Origin of the sequence: Lysinibacillus sp. Bpr_S20, assembly GCF_023337835.1 — a bacterium.
Lineage (GTDB): Bacteria > Bacillota > Bacilli > Bacillales_A > Planococcaceae > Lysinibacillus.
Map to the genome: position 1 here is coordinate 1 of NZ_JALNLQ010000007.1, position 17,984 is coordinate 17,984.

Below are 17,984 nucleotides of genomic sequence, written 5' to 3' on the forward strand. Positions count from 1 at the left end.
CAGGATCAAACTCTCCATAAAAAGAAATTTGATTAGCTCAAATTGTTTTGCTGGCATCATGTTTGATGTCCAAAATTGTGTTTTGTTCACTAACTCAAGGTTAGCTACCAAAAATTTTATTGATTACGTTTTGCTTGTTCAGTTTTCAAGGTTCATGTTTTCGCTTTTGTTTTCAGCGACTTTATTATCATAACTTGTATTCAACAAGAAGTCAACAACTTTTTTAAAAATCTTTTTTTAAAATCTTTTTTAAAAATCTTTTTTAAAATCTTTTTTCAAGTCGTCCTTCTTGTTAAGGACAAGTAATAATATATAATATATCAATTTAAAAATCAAGCTTTTTTCGAAAAAAGTTTAAAAATCTTTTTTTCATCGACTACAAACAAGAGAATTCCTACTATAACAATTAATCCCCCAATAATTTGCGTGGCTATTAAATACTCTTTAAAAATGAAAAAAGCTAAAACAGCCGCTCCGATCGGTTCAAATAATATCGCAATGGAGACTACATTTGTACTAACGTATTTAATAGACCAATTAAATAGAGTATGTCCAAATAAATTAGGAACGATCGCTAATAGAATAAACCAAATCCAGTCCATAGTAGAATAAGGACCGAACGATTCCCCATTAATAAGAACATAGATAAATAATGTAATTGTACTAACAGTATAAACAATCATCGTATATGTCACTAAAGATAATCTTTTCCTTACATCTTGTCCAAATAAAAAGTAAGCTGTTACGAGTACACATGCAACAAGAGCAAGCACGTCTCCATAAAATGCAGTGCCGCTAAGTTTAAAATCTCCCCAACTAATTAAAATACTACCGACAATAGCAATCGCTCCTGCAAATATGGTTTTCATCGTAATTGTCTCTTTAAAGAAAAAATATGTACCTACAAATGCAAACAATGGCTGTAGTGTAACCAAAACTGTAGAACTTGCTACAGAAGTGTAATTGAGCGATTCAAACCACAAAATAAAATGGAAAGCTAAAAATATGCCTGCTACTGAAGAAAATAGCCAATCACGTGTCCTTAATTCTTTTATCTCGTTTGTGTATTTCCAAAAAAACAGAGGAGCCATTATTAACACCGAAAACAACATACGATAAAACGCAATAACCCCTGCTTCTGCACTTGCTAATTTCACAAATATGGCAGATAGGGATACAGAAATAACACCAATAAAAATAGGAATGTATGGATGAATTCTTGGTTTCTCCATTTAATCTAACCTCCAATCAATTTTGCTCCGTTTCATACACAAAGGATTCCTTGCCAATTCCGTAATATCCGCCGGAAGCTTTGTGCCAACGTATTGTTGTTCCTTCGCTTTCCCTACAGAAAACATTTACTAAAAAAATAAAAATACTTCTACTTTTTGACTATCGTGATGTACAATACAAAAAAGTAATGTACATATAATAATGACACCTTGCATATCTCTTAGCAATACGAAGTATCTTGGAGGGTTACGTATGGAAACCTTTGAAAATTTGATTACATATGAAGTTGGCATAAAATTAGTAATTGCGGCCACATTAAGTTTAGTAATCGGCATTGAAAGAGAATTAAAAAAGAAACCTGTAGGATTAAAAACGAGCTTGGTTATTGCTACCTTTAGCTGTTTATTAACTGTGATTTCAATTGAAACCGCCTACTCAACACCCCCAAGGTCAGATATTAACATTACTATGGACCCTCTACGTTTGGCTGCCCAAATCGTTAGCGGAATTGGATTTCTTGGAGCAGGCGTTATTTTAAGACGTGGGAATGATAGTATCTCAGGTTTAACAACCGCAGCAATGATTTGGGGAGCTGCCGGGATAGGAATTGCAGTTGGTGCAGGCTTCTATATAGACGCTACATTAGCTGTGATTATCATTGTCTTTGGAATTGAGGTTTTATCGCCGTTTTTAATGAAAATAGGACCAAAAAGAATTCGTATGCGAGAGATATCATTGAAGGTTCAGATTAACGATGATGAAAATAGTGAATTCTTTTTACAATTTTTGAAGGAAAACAATATTATTATTGAAAACATACGTATTCAAGATGATCCAAATGATGATCATATTTTTCACGAATTAGATTTACGTTTATCATTAATAGTTTCCGATAACTTACTGTCATTTTATCGTTCGTTACGAGCACTACCTTATATAGAAAAGATTGAAATGGAAATTTTAAACTAGTTGGAGGATTCTTTCGTGACAGAAATTTTTAAACTATTAAAGAATGGAAACAAACCTTCCCTGATGGCAGCTGCCGTTAACGCTTTTTTAGGAATTATTAAGGGTGTTGCCTTCTTCTTTACAGGTAATGTTGCTATGTTCGCAGAAATGATGCACTCTCTTGGGGATGCAGCAAACCAATTATTCGTTTATATCGGATCAGCCCTTTCGAAAAAAGCACCAACAAAACAATTTCCCGGAGGTTTCGGCCGAACTGTAAATTTAGTTTGTCTTTTTGCAGTTATTATTGTGGCAATTCTTTCTTATGAAACTGTTAAAGAAGGCTGGCATCATTTTATGCATCCTGCTGGAGAATCTAAAGGGATGCTCATAGCACTCGGTGTATTATTTATCGGTATTGTTTTAGAAGGGTCTGTTCTTGCGAAAGCCGCAGTTGAAATACTACACGAAGCTGGACAGGAAAAAGCAAGCATCATAACAGCTATCCCTAAGGCTTTTCCTTATTTAAACCGCGCAAAACCAGCAACAAAATTAGTATTTATGGAAGACTTAGTTGCTACAGGAGGTAATGTCTTAGCCTCTGCTGCTATTTTAATCGCATATTTCACAGGCTGGACAAGAATTGAAGGACTTGTTTCAATGATTATCGGCTTTATGATGTTCTATGTAGTAGCAAAAGTTTTCCTTGATAATGCACGAGGAGTTATTGGTGAAACAGACGAAGAAATGCTAAATCATATTGCTCATCTTGTTATGGATGACCCAAACATTAAGGATATTGTGCGTTTAGAGGTCATTAAAGAGGGTGAATTTTTACATGTGGAATTAGTTGCCGAGGCTGACCCCAACCTATCACTCGCTTTTCTAGATGATGTACGTGACCATTTAACAGAGGTCATCTTATGCCAGAAGGGCGTATCAAAGGTGGCCATTTTATTTGATGAGGATGATGGAAAGCTAGATTGGGTCCATATTGGTGAAAGACCGGAGAACACAGAATTCAAACAATAACATTATTGTCTAAATAAGAAAAATAGCCAATTGCCGTATTTCAGGCAGTTGGCTATTTTTTATATCAAGACTCGATGACTCTGTTCACGTTTAAAGTGAATTTTGCAAAATCGTTCGCACATCTTCTTCCTGTAATTTTTTGAAGTTTCCAAAGGGTCCATTTTGCATGGCGTGTTCTACAATTTGCTGGAATTTTGAATCATCAATTTCATAGTCCGCAAGACGACTTGGAGCTCCTAGCGAAGTCCAAAATGCCGATAAACGATTAATCCCCTCGACCGCAACCTCTTCTGGCGATTTTCCGGTAGCGTCAACACCGAAAACGCGTGTTGCAATGCCTGCAAAACGATCTGGATTTACGGGAACACACAGGCGCATCCAATGTGGTTGTAATATTGCTAGACCTCCTGCGTGCGGAATATCGTATACTGCTGAAACAGCGTGTTCAATATTATGTGACGCCCAATCACCGCGCGAGCCAATTGATAAGAATCCATTTAACCCAATTGTTCCGGCTAATAAAATGGTTTCACGTAACTTTATATTATCCGAATGTTCAATCAATTTAGGTGCTGTAGTAATAACTGTTCGTAATACACCTTCACACATTTCATCTGTAATCGGTGTATTCGTTGTACTATGAAAATATTGTTCAATTACATGAGACATCATATCAACAATACCGTAAACTGTATGATTTTTTGGTACTGTCACTGTATACGCCGGATTTAAAATCGAGAATTCCGGGAATACGGCAGGGCTACCCCAGCTTAGTTTTTCTTCTGTCGCAGCATTTGTAATGACAGAACCTGAGTTCATTTCAGAACCTGTTGCAGCTAGCGTTAATACCGTCCCAAGCGGTAAAGCTTGCTGCACAACTACTTTACGCTTTACAATATCCCAAGCATCACCATCATATTTTGCGCCAGCGACTATTAACTTAGAACAATCAATGACAGAACCGCCACCAACAGCTAGAACGAGATCAATTCCTTCCTTTTTACAAAGATCGATACCAAGTCTTGCTGTTTCCACACGTGGATTCGGCTCAACACCGCTTAGTTCAAATATTGTTTTATCCGCATCTTGTAACTTCTCGATAACAGCATTGTATACACCATTTTTCTTAATGCTACCGCCACCGTATACAACTAACACCTTTTTACCATGCAAAGATAACTCATTCGAAAGCTTTTCCAGTGCATCTTCACCAAAGTGTAACTTCACTGGGTTATAAAATGTAAACGAATCCATTCAATTCGCCCCTTTCTAGTTGGATTTTCTCATATTTAGGAAACGGAAATCAACTAAACGTTTTACCGAAGAGCCAAACTTTATTGAATAGGACACCTTAATTTTACATATTAAAACGAGTCACCCCATTTAATAGGAATGACTCGCTTTACATGTTATATCTATTGAATCGATTATGCCTGGCATAGTCCGGAATCAGCTTTATGTTTTCACCAAGAACCGTGACATCTGCCGGAAACTTTACCTTCTTTCAGGCGAAAGAAGTTAAACCCATCCACGGAAGCGTGAAGCTTCTGCAGTGCGGCGAACACCTACCATATAAGCTGCTAAACGCATGTTGATGTTACGTGTTGTCGCTGTTGTATAAACGTTTTCAAATGCATCAACCATTTTTTTGTATAGACGTTCTTCCACTTCTTCTTCTGTCCAGTAATAACCTTGGTTATTTTGTACCCATTCGAAGTAAGAAACTGTTACACCACCAGCAGATGCTAATACGTCTGGTACAAGTAAAATGCCACGATCAGTTAAAATTCTAGTTGCTTCTGCAGTTGTTGGACCGTTTGCTGCTTCTACTACAATGTTTGCTTTAATGTTGTTTGCATTGTCAGCAGTAATTTGGTTTTCAATAGCAGCTGGCACTAGAATATCACAATCAAGTTCTAATAATTCTTTGTTTGAAATTGTGTTTTCAAATAATGTTGTTACAGTACCGAAGCTATCACGACGATCTAATAAATAGTCGATATCTAAACCTTCAGGATCATGAAGTGCACCATAAGCATCTGAAATACCGATTACTTTTGCACCTAAATCATGCATGAATTTCGCAAGGAAGCTACCTGCGTTACCAAAGCCTTGAATAACAACACGTGCACCTTTAATATCAATGCCGCGTTTTTTCGCTGCTTCTTGGATAACGATTGTTACACCTTGTGCAGTTGCACGGTCACGGCCTTGTGAACCACCAAGCACTAGTGGCTTACCTGTGATGAAACCTGGTGAGTTGAATTCGTCCATACGGCTGTATTCATCCATCATCCAAGCCATAATTTGTGCATTCGTAAATACGTCTGGAGCAGGAATATCTTTTGTTGGTCCTACAATTTGACTAACTGCACGCACATATCCACGGCTTAATCGTTCGATTTCATCCATAGACATTTGACGAGGGTCACAGATGACACCGCCTTTACCACCGCCATAAGGTAGATCCACGATACCACATTTCAATGTCATCCACATTGAAAGCGCTTTAACTTCTTCCTCAGATACTGCTGGATGGAAACGTACCCCACCTTTAGTTGGTCCTACAGCATCATTGTGTTGTGCACGGTAACCAGTAAATACTTTTGTTGTACCATCATCCATTTTCACTGGAATGCGAACTTGTAGCATGCGAAGCGGTTCTTTTAATAATTCATACATTGCTTCGTCATAGCCAAGTCTATTTAGAGCCTCTTGAATGACATCTTGAGTTGATGTGAATAGATTTAAGTTTTCAGACATATTAAATCGCCTCTTTGTTTTTATAATGATAGTATATCGGCATCATTGTAACATACTTCCGAATTAAAATGTGAACATTTTGTTAAAGTGTAAAAACTTTTTCAATTTGCTCGATTGACCAATCTAAATCTTCTTGTGAAATAACAAGTGGTGGCGCAAATCGAATGACTGTATCATGTGTTTCTTTACATAATAAGCCTAATTCTTTAAGCTTTTCACAATAAGGGCGTGCTGCCTCAGTTAATTCCATACCGATAAATAAACCTCGACCACGAACCTCTTTAATAACTGGGTTATTAATTTCTTGTAATTTCCCTTTAAAGTATTCACCAAGTTGATGTGAACGCTCTGCTAATTTTTCATCTAGTAATACTTTAATTGAAGCAATAGATACAGCACATGCTAACGGATTTCCTCCGAAAGTTGAACCGTGTGATCCTGGATTGAATACACCTAAGATTTCACGATTTGCAGCTACACAAGAAATTGGGAATACACCGCCGCCTAAAGCTTTCCCTAAAATGTACATATCAGGCTCTACTTCTTCCCAATCACATGCGAACATTTTACCTGTACGTGCTAAACCAGCTTGGATTTCATCTGCAATAAATAGAACATTGTTTTCACGACATAGCTCGCGAGCGGCTTTTAAGAAGCCTTCAGATGGAATAACGATACCCGCTTCACCTTGAATTGGTTCAATTAAAAACGCTGCTGTGTTTGGCGTAATGGCAGCTTTTAAAGCTTCTAGGTTACCGTAATCTACTAACTTAACATTCGGTAACATTGGACCGAAGCCACGACGATATTCTTCGTCAGATGATAAAGATACAGCAAGCATTGTACGACCATGGAAGTTACCATTACATGCAATGATTTCAGCCTTGCCACCTTCTACACCTTTTACATCATAAGCCCAACGGCGAGCTGCTTTAAATGCAGTTTCTACCGCTTCCGCACCTGTATTCATCGGTAATACCATTTGTTTATTTGTTAATTTCCCAACTAGCTCATACCATTCACCAAGGTTTTCGCTATAAAACGCACGTGAAGTTAATGTTACTTTATCAGCTTGTTCTTTTAATGCAGCGATAATTTTTGGATGACGATGTCCCTGATTCACAGCAGAGTAAGCTGATAGCATATCTAAGTATTTGTTACCTTCTGGATCTTTTACCCAAGCACCCTCAGCCTCTGAAATAACGATTGGTAGCGGATGATAGTTTGCAGCACCAAAATTTTGAGTTTGTTCAATAACTTGATTTGTTTTTGTCATATAGTATTCTCTCCTTACTTTCATGATGATAAATCTCTGGAAGACTCTATTTTTCTATAAATCAATTAGCCTTTGCATAATCTACTTCTGTAACTGCCGTTTCACTTACGTTATTTTGCCGAAAGAAGAAAAATCTAATAGGATAATTCAGCATTTTCTGACTATAAAAAGCGAGAATCTGCGTACTACTCCTAGGTAAGCCGCCTCGACATAGCGTCTGCGGTTCTTGCTGGACTCACTTTCCCAGGAGGAGTCTCGCAGATTCTCTTATATAGCGTTCGGAAATATTATTTCTTCAGTCAACCGAATAAAGTTATAGCATTTCAGAAGTTGTTTTTGCTTGCATGTGAAGTTGTAGGTAGTCAGGGCCACCTGCTTTTGAATCTGTACCTGACATATTAAAGCCGCCGAATGGTTGGTAACCTACGATTGCACCAGTACAGCCACGGTTGAAGTATAAGTTACCTACATGGAAATCTTCACGTGCTTTTTCTAAATTCATACGATTATTTGTAATAACTGCCCCTGTTAAACCGTATTCAGTATCGTTTGCAATATCAATTGCTTGATCGAAGTCTTTCGCTTTTGTAATCGCTACAACTGGTCCAAAAATTTCTTCTTTCATAATACGTGCAGAAGGATCTACGTCTGCAAATACTGTTGGTTGAACGAAGTAACCAACTGAATCATCCGCTGTACCACCAGCAACAAGACGACCTTCGCCTTTACCAATTTCGATGTACTCTGTAATTTTGTTGAATGCCGCTTGGTCAATTACTGTTGCCATGAAGTTACTGAAGTCTGTTGGATCACCAATTGTTAATGCGTTTGTCAGTTCCACTACACGGTTCACAACTGTGTCATAAACATCCTCTACGATAACCGCACGAGAACATGCTGAACATTTTTGACCTGAGAAGCCGAATGCTGATTTCACGATTGATTGTGCTGCAAGCTCTAAATCTGCTTCTTTATCGACAACGATTGTATCTTTACCGCCCATTTCAGCGATAACACGTTTAATCCAAATTTGACCATCATTTAATACTGATGCACGTTGGTTAATACGTAAACCTACATCACGAGAACCAGTGAAGCTGATGAAGCGTGTTTTTGGATGATCAACTAAGTAGTCACCTACTTCTGCGCCTGAACCTGGTACGAAGTTCACAGCACCTGCTGGAAGACCCGCTTGCTCTAACACTTCGATAAATTTATAAGCAACTACAGGTGTTGTTGAAGCTGGTTTTAATAATACAGTGTTACCTGTTACTAAAGCTGCAACCGTTGTCCCTGCCATAATCGCGAATGGGAAGTTCCATGGTGAAATAACAATACCAATACCTAGTGGGATATAGTCATAACGATTATATTCACCAGGACGGCTTTCTACAGGTTGACCTTCTTTAATACGTAACATTTGACGACCATAGTATTCTAAGAAATCAATTGCTTCTGCAGTATCTGCATCCGCTTCAGCCCACGGTTTACCTGCTTCTTTTGTTAAAAGTGCAGAGAATTCGTGTTTACGACGGCGGATAATTGCCGCTGCTTTGAATAATACGTCTGCTCGAATAGCTGGATCTACTTTTTTCCAAGTTTTGAATGTTTCATCTGCAGCTTGCATTGCTTTTTCAGCTAGCTCTTTGTTTGCTTTTGATACGCGACCAATTACTTCTGTTTTCTTTGCCGGATTATATGAAACGATTTTATCTTCTGTAGTAATACGTTCTCCACCGATAATCAGTGGGTAGTCTTGACCTAAATAACTTTCTACTTTATTTAATGCTTCTAAATATGCGTTGTAATTTGCCTCTTGAGTAAAATCTGTGAATGGTTCGTGTTTGTATGAAATCATACTATATCCTCCCTCGTGAGATGTGTTTTAAGTGCGCAAAAAACATTGACGCAAAATATCTTTGCGTTTAGAATATTCTTACACTTATTATAATGCAAAATTTCGTTGCATATTTCAAGTAAAAAATTCTTTGAGGAGCAAATTTTATGAAAAATTCCGAACCCTTACTCCCTTTTTATGAGTTTATTGCAACAAATGTAACTGTTGGTATTCATGCTGTAGATCTTTCTGGCAAAACAATTATTTATAATACGAAGATGAAAGAAATTGAAGGGTTTCATTTTGATGAATTAGCAGATCGCTCTATTATTGAAATGTTTTCCTTCCGCCAGCATGAAAGTACTTTAATGCGAGTATTACAAACGGGCAAAAAGGAGATTAATGTAAAACAAACATATTGGAATAAAAATGGTCATGAAATTACAACTATTAATGATACTTTTCCACTTTATGTTGAAGGTAAACTTATTGGGGCTATCGAATTTGCTCGGGACATTACATCACTCGAAAAACTAGTTTATCAGCCCCTTCGTCGATATGATGAACCTTTAACATTCGATATGATTACAGCTGTTTCCGAATCGATGCAACAAGTACTCGCAAATGCCAAAAAAGCAGCAGCTGTGAAGTTACCAATATTATTAATTGGTGAATCGGGTACAGGGAAGGATTTAGTCGCAGAGGGGATGCATCATGCAGTATCGACTGATCCAGAAGCTTTTGTTACGCTAGTGAGCCGTCGCTCTGCTCCATCGGTTTTAGATAAATTACAGGAGCACTTACAGGATGACAAGGCATACACTTTTTTCTTTGAACGTATTGATTTTTTAAGTCTAGACATTCAAGAGCAACTTTTAGAGGTATTACAAGCTCTTCCACAGTCTAAATACATGCTCATCGGGAGTGTAGGAAGCGATCCTATTACATTGATCGAGGAAAAGAAACTTTCAAAATCACTGTATTATTTCTTTGCTACAATGGCGATTACCATTCCAAATCTAACAGATCGAAAAGAAGATATTCTTCCATTCGTAGATGATTACTTTGGTCGCCATCGAGAACGTTTTGCTTCAAATGTTGCAGAACTAGCACCTGATGTACAGGATCTATTTTTGCAATATGATTGGCCAGGAAACTTAAAGGAGCTTGAGCTATTACTTGATGAAATTGTGTCGTTTATGACCATTGAATCAACAGTTACCTCAGATTTACTACCAATGCATTTCCGTTTCAAGGTACAACAGCAAGACACATCCAACCACGAACCGGAATTCTTTATGTTCCAGCAACAGAATGATGTTATGCCGCTCGATGCTTATTTACGTGAAGCCGAATCATATTATGTGCAAAACGTCTTAAATTTATATGAAGGCAATATTACAAAGGCCGCTAATGCACTTGGCATGAGTCGTCAAAACCTACAGTATCGAATTCGAAAAATAAAAAACCAATAACTTTCTAGCTAAAATTTAATACAAAAAAACGAGGATACTTTCACATTTGAAAGCATCCTCGTTTTTTATCCCTCAATATCAGGCAATCATTTATCTGTACCGAAAGCGGAACGTCAGGTACAAGACTCCCACCTAAAAAGTAGTTAAGTACTGGAAAAGTCCGATTGGTGAAGACTAATAATCAGGGGGGAGATAAAGCCCCCACTGATTAAAGTTTGACTTTATTGCCCTGACTGCTCGATCCAGTCCTGTAATTTATCTTTTAGGGAATTAAAACCATTCGCATCCGATTCATCTACACGGTCCTGCAATGATTTACGTGGTAGTACATCTTTTTTACGCAATGTAGCTGGGCGTTCCTGCAAAGCACGAATCGATAAACTAATTTTTTCGGCATCTTCATCGATTTCAAGTATCTTCACTTCTACCTCTTGCCCAACTGACAAAAATTCACTAACGTCTTTTACAAAGCCGTACGTAATTTCGGAAATATGCACAAGGCCTTGTGTATCTTCATCAAGCGCAACAAATGCACCATACGGCTGTATACCTGTAACTTTTCCGGTCAACACGTCCCCTAATTCATATTTTTTTCCCATAAACTTTGCCCACTTTCTTTTTGTTTGCTACGTATATATCACCACAAATTATAACATACGTGTATTAGTGGGGCAAAAAATCTCCTTATTCGTTAATCGCACTTATTAGGTAATGTTGTTCACCATTTTCTGTTTTTACAGTAGTTAGTTTAAAGGATAATTGCTGTCCAATTACCCCCTGCTCCTCACTTTTTACAGTTGCTCTTATATTAAGCGACGAACCTCCCATTTCATGAAGAGCTTTAAAATCTCCCATCCCAGCAAATTGAACAACTGTATTTATATCCAAGTCATCAGTTAAAAGTTTCTGAGCGATATCACGATCACCAATACCATGAGCATATAAAAATAAACTAACGATATTAATCGGATTTAATGTCTCGATCATAGCATCATTCTTCGTTTTAACATACGCGTCGTAAAGAGATTTAGTTTGCTCAATCCAACCTTCATTAATCTCTATACTAGTTGTTCCATCCTCTGTCTGCATAAATGTATCTTCTCGTAAAAGTAATATTCCCATCCAAATATCGTCTGTCGTTAACTGTTCTAGCGTTTTGGAGTGTCCGTTTAACTTTATTTCACCTAGTATTAATTGGGCTGTTTCGCGCACAGCTTCACCATATCCACCATTCGAAATTTTCGTTAACAACTCTATATATTCAGGTTTGAATTGTCCCGTTTTTGTACGAATTGGGTTGGTGTCAGATCCTTTAAAAATAGCAAGCCACGTATTTTCAAACTCTCCCTTTATTACGTTAAAACCACCATACTCAGAAGGATTATCCGCTATAAGTGTTTTTTCATAGAGACGTAGAATAGTTGCAGAATCCTCTACAGAATAGAGTAAATCTCCACCAACAAGCAATGAGCCTGTAGCCAAGTATTTAAAATAGCCTAATACATTTGGGTGAAGGCGGTCAATATAGTCAGGCGCGTCTTCCCCGAATACAGGATTGGGTCGAAAACTAAAGCTCTGTCCATTATATTGTAATTCAAAATATTGACTTTTAGCTGTAGCCATTAATTTATCTAAGTCTGGAGGAAGGCTTTTGGGTTTTTGAGCTAATACTTTTTCAAACTTAGCAAGCTTACTAGAATAATAGCTTGCTAACTCTAATGTTGAGAGAGAATATCCACTATAAAAGTAATAAGATTCTTCAAATGACATATGATCTCCGTAAGTTTCTAGAAGTTGTATGAACTCTCGTGGCGTTCGTAGTTTATCCAATGTTTCTTTTTCTAAACTTTTTAAAAAGTCATTATTACTGTTCTGTATATCTTGAAACAACTCTTTTCTTTTAGGTAATGCGTACACTTCGTTATCTGTACTTTGAACGATTTCACTAAACTCCTTCTCAGGAATGTCGAGCTCTTTACGCATTTTCTCACGTTTTTCTTGATATTTTTTTGTAAAGTTTGAAACCCATTCGTCATATTTAATTTCTTGGTTTTTTTCAGCTGTTTGAACAACTGTCGATGGATTAATCACATACGACGAAACAAGAACACCTACTAAAAGTACACTTGCAATACATGCAATCCAGACGGCTGGCTTTTGCCATTTTGAGGGAGGCTTTTGAGTCGTTACAGTTTCTTGTGCTTGTTGTGTTGCATCTTCTGCCTCGATTTGTGCGAAAACGGTTTCTGGATTTAACTGTGGCTCCATGCGATCATAGGATTTTTTTAGAAGCTCCATACGCTTTTCAAATTGTTGATCATCCATTTTCAACACTCCCCTCCTTTATTAACACCGATTTGAGCTTTTCCTTTGCACGTAATAGACGAACTTTGACAGTGGATAACGAAATATTTAGTACTTCGGCTATCTCCTCGTACTTTAATTCATGGAAGTAAAATAATATAAGAGGATAACGATATTTTTCATCAAGTTCTTTAATTGCATTATGTAAAAGTCTATCCTCCTCAAAATTAAGGACATACTTTTCTGCCGAAGTTGAGGGCGTTTGTTGCTGAGCACTTAACCTTTCTTCTTTAACTTGCTCCCGCTGTTCTTTGCGATAATAATCACGCGTTGCATTCAATGTGATCTTATAGAGCCAAGTCGTAAAACGATCCTGCTTAAATTGATGTAAAAAACGATAGAGTTTCACAAACACCTCCTGTGAAACATCTGCTAAATCATTACTATGAACACCACATTGAAAGGCAAATTTTTCAACTGTTCGTTGGTGTATTCGGATCAGCTCTATATAGGCATCTTTGTCTCCTTGCTGAGCCCGTTCTATTAATTCAGTTTCTGTCACAGTCATCCCCCCTTTGCATATGTAACGAATCATCCTTTCCAATTGTTACATATTTTACTTATTATTAAAAATTCATGTACTTTAGCTAGTGAGATTTGCCACTTCGTCGGTTCAATTATATATTTCGCTATTAGTCCTACCTCTGCATGATGGACGAACTTAATTTAGCTTGTGTTACGAGAATTTTGCGGTAAAATAAAGCTTTAGCATAAGGAGGATTTATTTTCGTGTCTTCGAGAGATCAATTTACAACTAAGATTGGATTTATTTTAGCTGCCGCTGGAAGTGCTATAGGGTTAGGAGCTATTTGGAAGTTTCCTTACATGGCGGGTACTAACGGCGGAAGTGTCTTTATTTTACTATTCATCCTATGTACATTTTTCATCGGTTTACCGGTGTTAATTGCAGAATTTATGATTGGTCGTCGTGGGCAAAAGGATGCTGTCACTTCATTCAAGGAACAAGCGCCAGGAAAGCCTTGGTACTTTATAGGATGGGGCGGCATGATAATTGCAGGTTTAATACTTTCGTTCTACAGTGTTGTTGGTGGTTGGATTTTAAGCTACTTGGGCCGAGCCCTAACATTCCATCTCAATGGTTCTGGCTCAAATGCTAATTATGCGGATTTATTTAGCAACATCATTTCAAGCCCATTTGAAGCTCTGCTTGTTCAAGGGTTATTTATGTTGTTAACGGTAGTGATTGTATCAGCAGGTGTTAAAGGTGGGATTGAAAAAGCTAGTACATGGATGATGCCTCTATTATTCATCTTCTTCATCGTATTAGTGATACGCTCTTTAACATTGGACGGTGCAATGGAAGGCATAAAATTTATGTTCGTCCCTGATTGGTCCTATTTAAATGCAAAGACATTTTTAAATGCGCTTGGACAAGCATTCTTCTCGTTAAGCGTCGGGATCGCGGTAATGATTACATACGCTTCCTATTTACCGAAATCAGAGAAGATCGGAAATTCAGCCATCAATGTGGCATCGATGAATATCATTATTTCCTTACTTGCAGGTCTAGTAATTTTTCCTGCAGTGTTCGCACTTGGCTATACACCCGACCAAGGTCCTGGCCTCGTATTTATTATTTTACCTGCTGTTTTTGAGCAATTACCTCTCGGTGGACTGTTCTTAATGATTTTCTTCGTATTATTACTATTTGCAACAGTTACTTCTTCCATTTCCATGTTAGAAATTGTCGTGGCTATCGCAATTGGAGATAAGCCTGAAAAGCGAAAAAAAGCTGCTTGGATTGGCGGTATGATTATTTTTATCGTCGGTATCCCTAGTGCACTATCATACGGCATCCTATCTGATGTAAAAATTTTAGATCGCTCTATTTTCGACTTTGTAGACTTTTTGACGAATAGTATTGGTATGCCAATTGGGGCCTTACTGATTTCTATATTCGCAGGCTATTATTATACAAAAAACATTTCCCGCAAAGAGCTTGCCTCTTCTAGTCTGATGTTCAATATTTGGTATATGTTAATTCGTTATGTTTCTCCGATTGCGATCCTAATTATTTTCATCCAAGGGATTTTACCGTTGTTTAAATAAAAGACCGTTAAAAAACGAGGTTGTCTCAATATTGAAAAAGACAACCTCGTTTTCTATAGAAAAACAAAAGCATCACTCATAACCCCTTTCAAGGATGTTTGGACACTCCCTAAAAGAAGTTAAATAATGCATTTTGCTTCGAATTTTATCGCAATAAGTTTGTAAGAAATGGCTACACAATCTTCAAATGGAATCCATTCTTCAAACGAATGCTCATATGTTTCTTGAATAACCTTTGCAAGAGTAGATGGATCATCAATACCTTGCAATGCTGCTACAACATCTGCGGTTTCAGTATCATAATGATCTGGACCTAAGTGGAATGGATCCCACTCCTCTAGCAGACGTACGGCTGCTTGATTCATTTTTATATTTTCCAAAATACTCACCTATTATCCTTTTATCATACTCGTATGATACCATAGTAAATAAAAAAGAAAAGAGTGATTTGCTTGTCTATTTTCGATCAAACTATTAAACGTCGTTGTACAAACTCTGTAAAATGGGACGCAATGGAAAACGTCTACGGGCTACAAGATGCTTCAGACATACTACCAATGTGGGTAGCCGATATGGATTTCGCTGCTCCACTAGCCGTATCAAAAGCGCTACAAGAGCATGCTGAAAAGACTGTTTTTGGCTATAGCTTTGTTAGTGATGCAGCTATGCAGGCGATCGTAGATTGGCAGAACGCTCATCATGATTGGCACATTGACAAAGAATCGATTGTTTTCTGTAACGGTGTCGTTGCTGCTTTAGCGGATTGTATGAAGGCACTGACAAATCCAGGAGATAAAGTGCTTATTTCCTCACCTGTCTACCCACCATTTTATAACATCCCAAAAAGTAATGGCCGAGAGATTGTTAGTTGTCCCTTAGTAGAAAAAGATGGAACTTTTGTCTATGACTTTGAGGCCTTTGAACGAGCACTTTCTCAAAATGTGAAAGCCTATATATTATGTAATCCACATAACCCTGGAGGCTATGTATGGGATGAAGCTACATTAAAGGAAATCGTACGACTATGCGCAAAATATGATGTAGTTATTATTTCCGATGAAATTCATTCTGATTTAATGGTAGATGGATCAAAACATACTCCATTAGCAAAAATCGCTGGTGATGAAATGGATCGTATTATTACATGTATGGCACCGACAAAAACATTTAATCTTGCAGGTATTCAGGTTGCCTATATGATTGTGTCGGATGAAAAAAAGCGTATGTTGCTAGAAGCTGTTCATATGGCTAGTGGACAAGGCTCATTAAATACCTTTGCTTCTGTTGCACTTCAGGCTGCTTATACTGAAGGGGCTCCATGGTTAGATGAAATGCTCACTTATCTTTCAAACACTATGGACTATGTGATTGCTGAATTAGAACAATTACCTGGTATCCGTATTCCAAAACCCCAAGGCTCTTATTTGCTTTGGATTGATTATCGGGAATTAGGGCTTGATGAAAAAGAAATCATGAACCGCTTGCTAGAAGACGGCAAGCTAGCATTAGAGCCAGGATCAAAATATGGCGAAGAAGGACGTGGCTTCCTGCGTATGAATGTTGCTTGCTCACTTGAAACAGTGAAAGACGGTGTTCAGCGCTTTAAGCAAGCACTTCAACGATAGGAAGTAGAAGTAAATAGTGAAGGATACCTCAAATTTTTCTGAGGTATCCTTTTTTTGTTTAGAAAAATGTCACATGGTGACAAATAATTTTGGCATAGGAGTCATGAAAAAGTATGATGCCCCGCAGTCCTTAACGGCTACGGGGCATCGGGTACAATCAATTACGCCTCGGGATAATTGCGTCCGGAAGCTTTGGGCCACTAGATGTTTTTTGCGCGAAAGCGGCATGACGTTGGTCACTCAGTCGCGAACTTAGGACGTGGCGAGTTCCTCTAATTTCAGTAGGCTTTAGAACATCAAGCTGAAAGAAGTTAAATATTTTGCTGATTGTTTGTATTATTTTTCTCTGAAAGAATACGTGCTTCAATTTCCTTTGATTTCATTTCTTGTTTCTTAGAAATCTTACGGAAAACGGTAAACACAACAATACATAAAATAAGCATTAACAAAAATTCAAACGCTGCAGGAATATAGCCTGATTTATCTTCAGGGAAATATAAAAATTGATACATTAAATGTTTCATGTTTTACACGTCCTTACAATTATTATTCAAAAACTGTAATTGACTCGATTTTCACATCTTCTAGTGGTTTATCACGCATGTCTTTTTCTACATCTGCAATTTTGTCGACGATGTCCATTCCTTCAACAACATGACCAAATACTGTATGTTTATGGTCTAACCAAGGAGTACCGCCATTTTTAGCATAGGCTTCAATAATTTCTTCAGGGAAGCCAGCACCTTGTAATTGACGAAGCATATCACTTGGAAGGTGCTTCATTTGTACGATAAAGAATTGTGAACCATTTGTGTTTGGACCCGCATTTGCCATTGAAAGAGCACCGCGAAGATTAAATACTTTATCAGAGAACTCATCCTCGAAAGAGTTACCCCAAATTGATTCACCGCCCATACCTGTACCAGTTGGGTCCCCACCTTGAATCATAAAGTCTTGGATTACACGGTGGAAAATGATGCCGTCATAGTATCCAGATTTTGCATGACCTAAGAAGTTTTCAACAGTTTTTGGTGCATGCTCTGGGAATAATTTAATTTTGATGGCACCTAATGTTGTTTTCATTTCTACAAGTACTTCGCCTTCTAGTACTTCTGTTGTTAATTGTGGAAACATTGAAGTCTCTCCTTTAAATGTAAAATTTCAGTTTCAATGAAAATGATAGTAATATCATTTCCGACCTCATTTTAGTCTAACATACTTCTTACTGGTTTTCTTCACCAAAGTATTGACGATTTTTTGCACTTTTATTTTTTTAGCTTATCACCATAACGTGGGGTTGATTTCCGTTCCGACTGGGCGCTTTGTAGCTGCCGCTTTGCTTTCGCTACAGAAAACATTTG

At 37.6% G+C, this 17,984-nt stretch carries 16 protein-coding genes; 5 read left to right on the plus strand and 11 right to left on the minus strand.

The genetic code is table 11. The features are described from left to right. Positions 1-332 precede the first annotated feature (332 nt). Positions 333-1,232, minus strand: coding sequence for a DMT family transporter (locus MWJ95_RS16650; RefSeq protein WP_249076342.1), 900 nt, complete (start codon positions 1,230-1,232; stop codon positions 333-335). 253 nt (positions 1,233-1,485) lie between these two features. Here MWJ95_RS16650 and MWJ95_RS16655 point away from each other — a divergent pair, with 253 nt between their 5' ends. Continuing rightward, positions 1,486-2,202: an MgtC/SapB family protein gene (locus MWJ95_RS16655; RefSeq protein WP_249106763.1), complete on the plus strand. Its 717-nt coding sequence runs from the start codon at positions 1,486-1,488 to the stop codon at positions 2,200-2,202. A gap of 15 nt (positions 2,203-2,217) precedes the next feature. After that, positions 2,218-3,213, plus strand: a complete 996-nt coding sequence (locus MWJ95_RS16660; protein ID WP_249076340.1) for a cation diffusion facilitator family transporter — start codon at positions 2,218-2,220, stop codon at positions 3,211-3,213. Between the two features lie 90 nt (positions 3,214-3,303). Here MWJ95_RS16660 and MWJ95_RS16665 read toward each other — a convergent pair whose 3' ends face one another. The 4 genes from MWJ95_RS16665 to pruA all read right to left on the minus strand — a co-directional run bounded on the left by MWJ95_RS16665 (position 3,304) and on the right by pruA (position 9,110). Next, positions 3,304-4,467 carry an iron-containing alcohol dehydrogenase gene (locus MWJ95_RS16665; RefSeq protein WP_249106764.1) on the minus strand — a complete coding sequence of 388 codons (1,164 nt, stop codon included), beginning with the start codon at positions 4,465-4,467 and terminating at the stop codon, positions 3,304-3,306. Positions 4,468-4,731: 264 nt separating this feature from the next. Next, entirely contained in the window at positions 4,732-5,976 is a 1,245-nt protein-coding gene (locus MWJ95_RS16670; RefSeq protein ID WP_249076338.1) for a Glu/Leu/Phe/Val family dehydrogenase, read from the minus strand. Positions 5,977-6,058: 82 nt separating this feature from the next. Next, positions 6,059-7,252 (minus strand): ornithine--oxo-acid transaminase, encoded by a 1,194-nt coding sequence (locus MWJ95_RS16675; protein WP_249106765.1) that lies wholly within the window; start codon positions 7,250-7,252, stop codon positions 6,059-6,061. 313 nt (positions 7,253-7,565) lie between these two features. Further along, positions 7,566-9,110, minus strand: a complete 1,545-nt coding sequence (gene pruA / locus MWJ95_RS16680; protein WP_249076336.1) for an L-glutamate gamma-semialdehyde dehydrogenase — start codon at positions 9,108-9,110, stop codon at positions 7,566-7,568. Positions 9,111-9,256: 146 nt separating this feature from the next. Here pruA and MWJ95_RS16685 point away from each other — a divergent pair, with 146 nt between their 5' ends. Continuing rightward, positions 9,257-10,564, plus strand: a complete 1,308-nt coding sequence (locus MWJ95_RS16685; RefSeq protein ID WP_249076335.1) for an AAA-type ATPase lid domain-containing protein — start codon at positions 9,257-9,259, stop codon at positions 10,562-10,564. A 221-nt stretch (positions 10,565-10,785) separates the two neighbouring features. Here the strand turns inward: MWJ95_RS16685 and yugI are convergent, their stop codons facing one another. From yugI to MWJ95_RS16700, 3 genes are all read right to left on the minus strand, one after another. Next, positions 10,786-11,163, minus strand: a complete 378-nt coding sequence (yugI, locus tag MWJ95_RS16690) for a S1 domain-containing post-transcriptional regulator GSP13 (RefSeq protein ID WP_249076334.1) — start codon at positions 11,161-11,163, stop codon at positions 10,786-10,788. A gap of 85 nt (positions 11,164-11,248) precedes the next feature. Continuing rightward, positions 11,249-12,889, minus strand: a complete 1,641-nt coding sequence (locus MWJ95_RS16695) for a hypothetical protein (protein ID WP_249076333.1) — start codon at positions 12,887-12,889, stop codon at positions 11,249-11,251. After that, positions 12,882-13,430 carry an RNA polymerase sigma factor gene (locus MWJ95_RS16700; RefSeq protein ID WP_249106766.1) on the minus strand — a complete coding sequence of 183 codons (549 nt, stop codon included), beginning with the start codon at positions 13,428-13,430 and terminating at the stop codon, positions 12,882-12,884. The genes MWJ95_RS16695 and MWJ95_RS16700 overlap by 8 nt, the downstream gene beginning before the upstream one ends. 227 nt (positions 13,431-13,657) lie before the next feature. Here MWJ95_RS16700 and MWJ95_RS16705 point away from each other — a divergent pair, with 227 nt between their 5' ends. Further along, positions 13,658-14,998 carry a sodium-dependent transporter gene (locus MWJ95_RS16705; protein ID WP_249106767.1) on the plus strand — a complete coding sequence of 447 codons (1,341 nt, stop codon included), beginning with the start codon at positions 13,658-13,660 and terminating at the stop codon, positions 14,996-14,998. 119 nt (positions 14,999-15,117) lie between these two features. Here MWJ95_RS16705 and MWJ95_RS16710 read toward each other — a convergent pair whose 3' ends face one another. Then, complete coding sequence (locus tag MWJ95_RS16710) at positions 15,118-15,378, minus strand: DUF1871 family protein (protein ID WP_132361698.1); 261 nt, start codon at positions 15,376-15,378, stop codon at positions 15,118-15,120. 72 nt (positions 15,379-15,450) lie between these two features. Here MWJ95_RS16710 and MWJ95_RS16715 point away from each other — a divergent pair, with 72 nt between their 5' ends. Further along, on the plus strand, positions 15,451-16,623 hold the full coding sequence (locus MWJ95_RS16715; protein WP_249106768.1) for a MalY/PatB family protein: 1,173 nt from the start codon (positions 15,451-15,453) through the stop codon (positions 16,621-16,623). 311 nt (positions 16,624-16,934) lie between these two features. On the opposite strand, the gene MWJ95_RS16720 is transcribed toward MWJ95_RS16715, so the two are convergent. Beyond that, the gene (locus MWJ95_RS16720) at positions 16,935-17,147 is read right to left on the minus strand and encodes a hypothetical protein (protein WP_249076328.1); all 213 of its coding nucleotides are present in this window, start codon (positions 17,145-17,147) and stop codon (positions 16,935-16,937) included. A gap of 22 nt (positions 17,148-17,169) precedes the next feature. After that, positions 17,170-17,757 (minus strand): peptidylprolyl isomerase, encoded by a 588-nt coding sequence (locus MWJ95_RS16725; RefSeq protein WP_283164896.1) that lies wholly within the window; start codon positions 17,755-17,757, stop codon positions 17,170-17,172. Positions 17,758-17,984 lie beyond the last annotated feature (227 nt).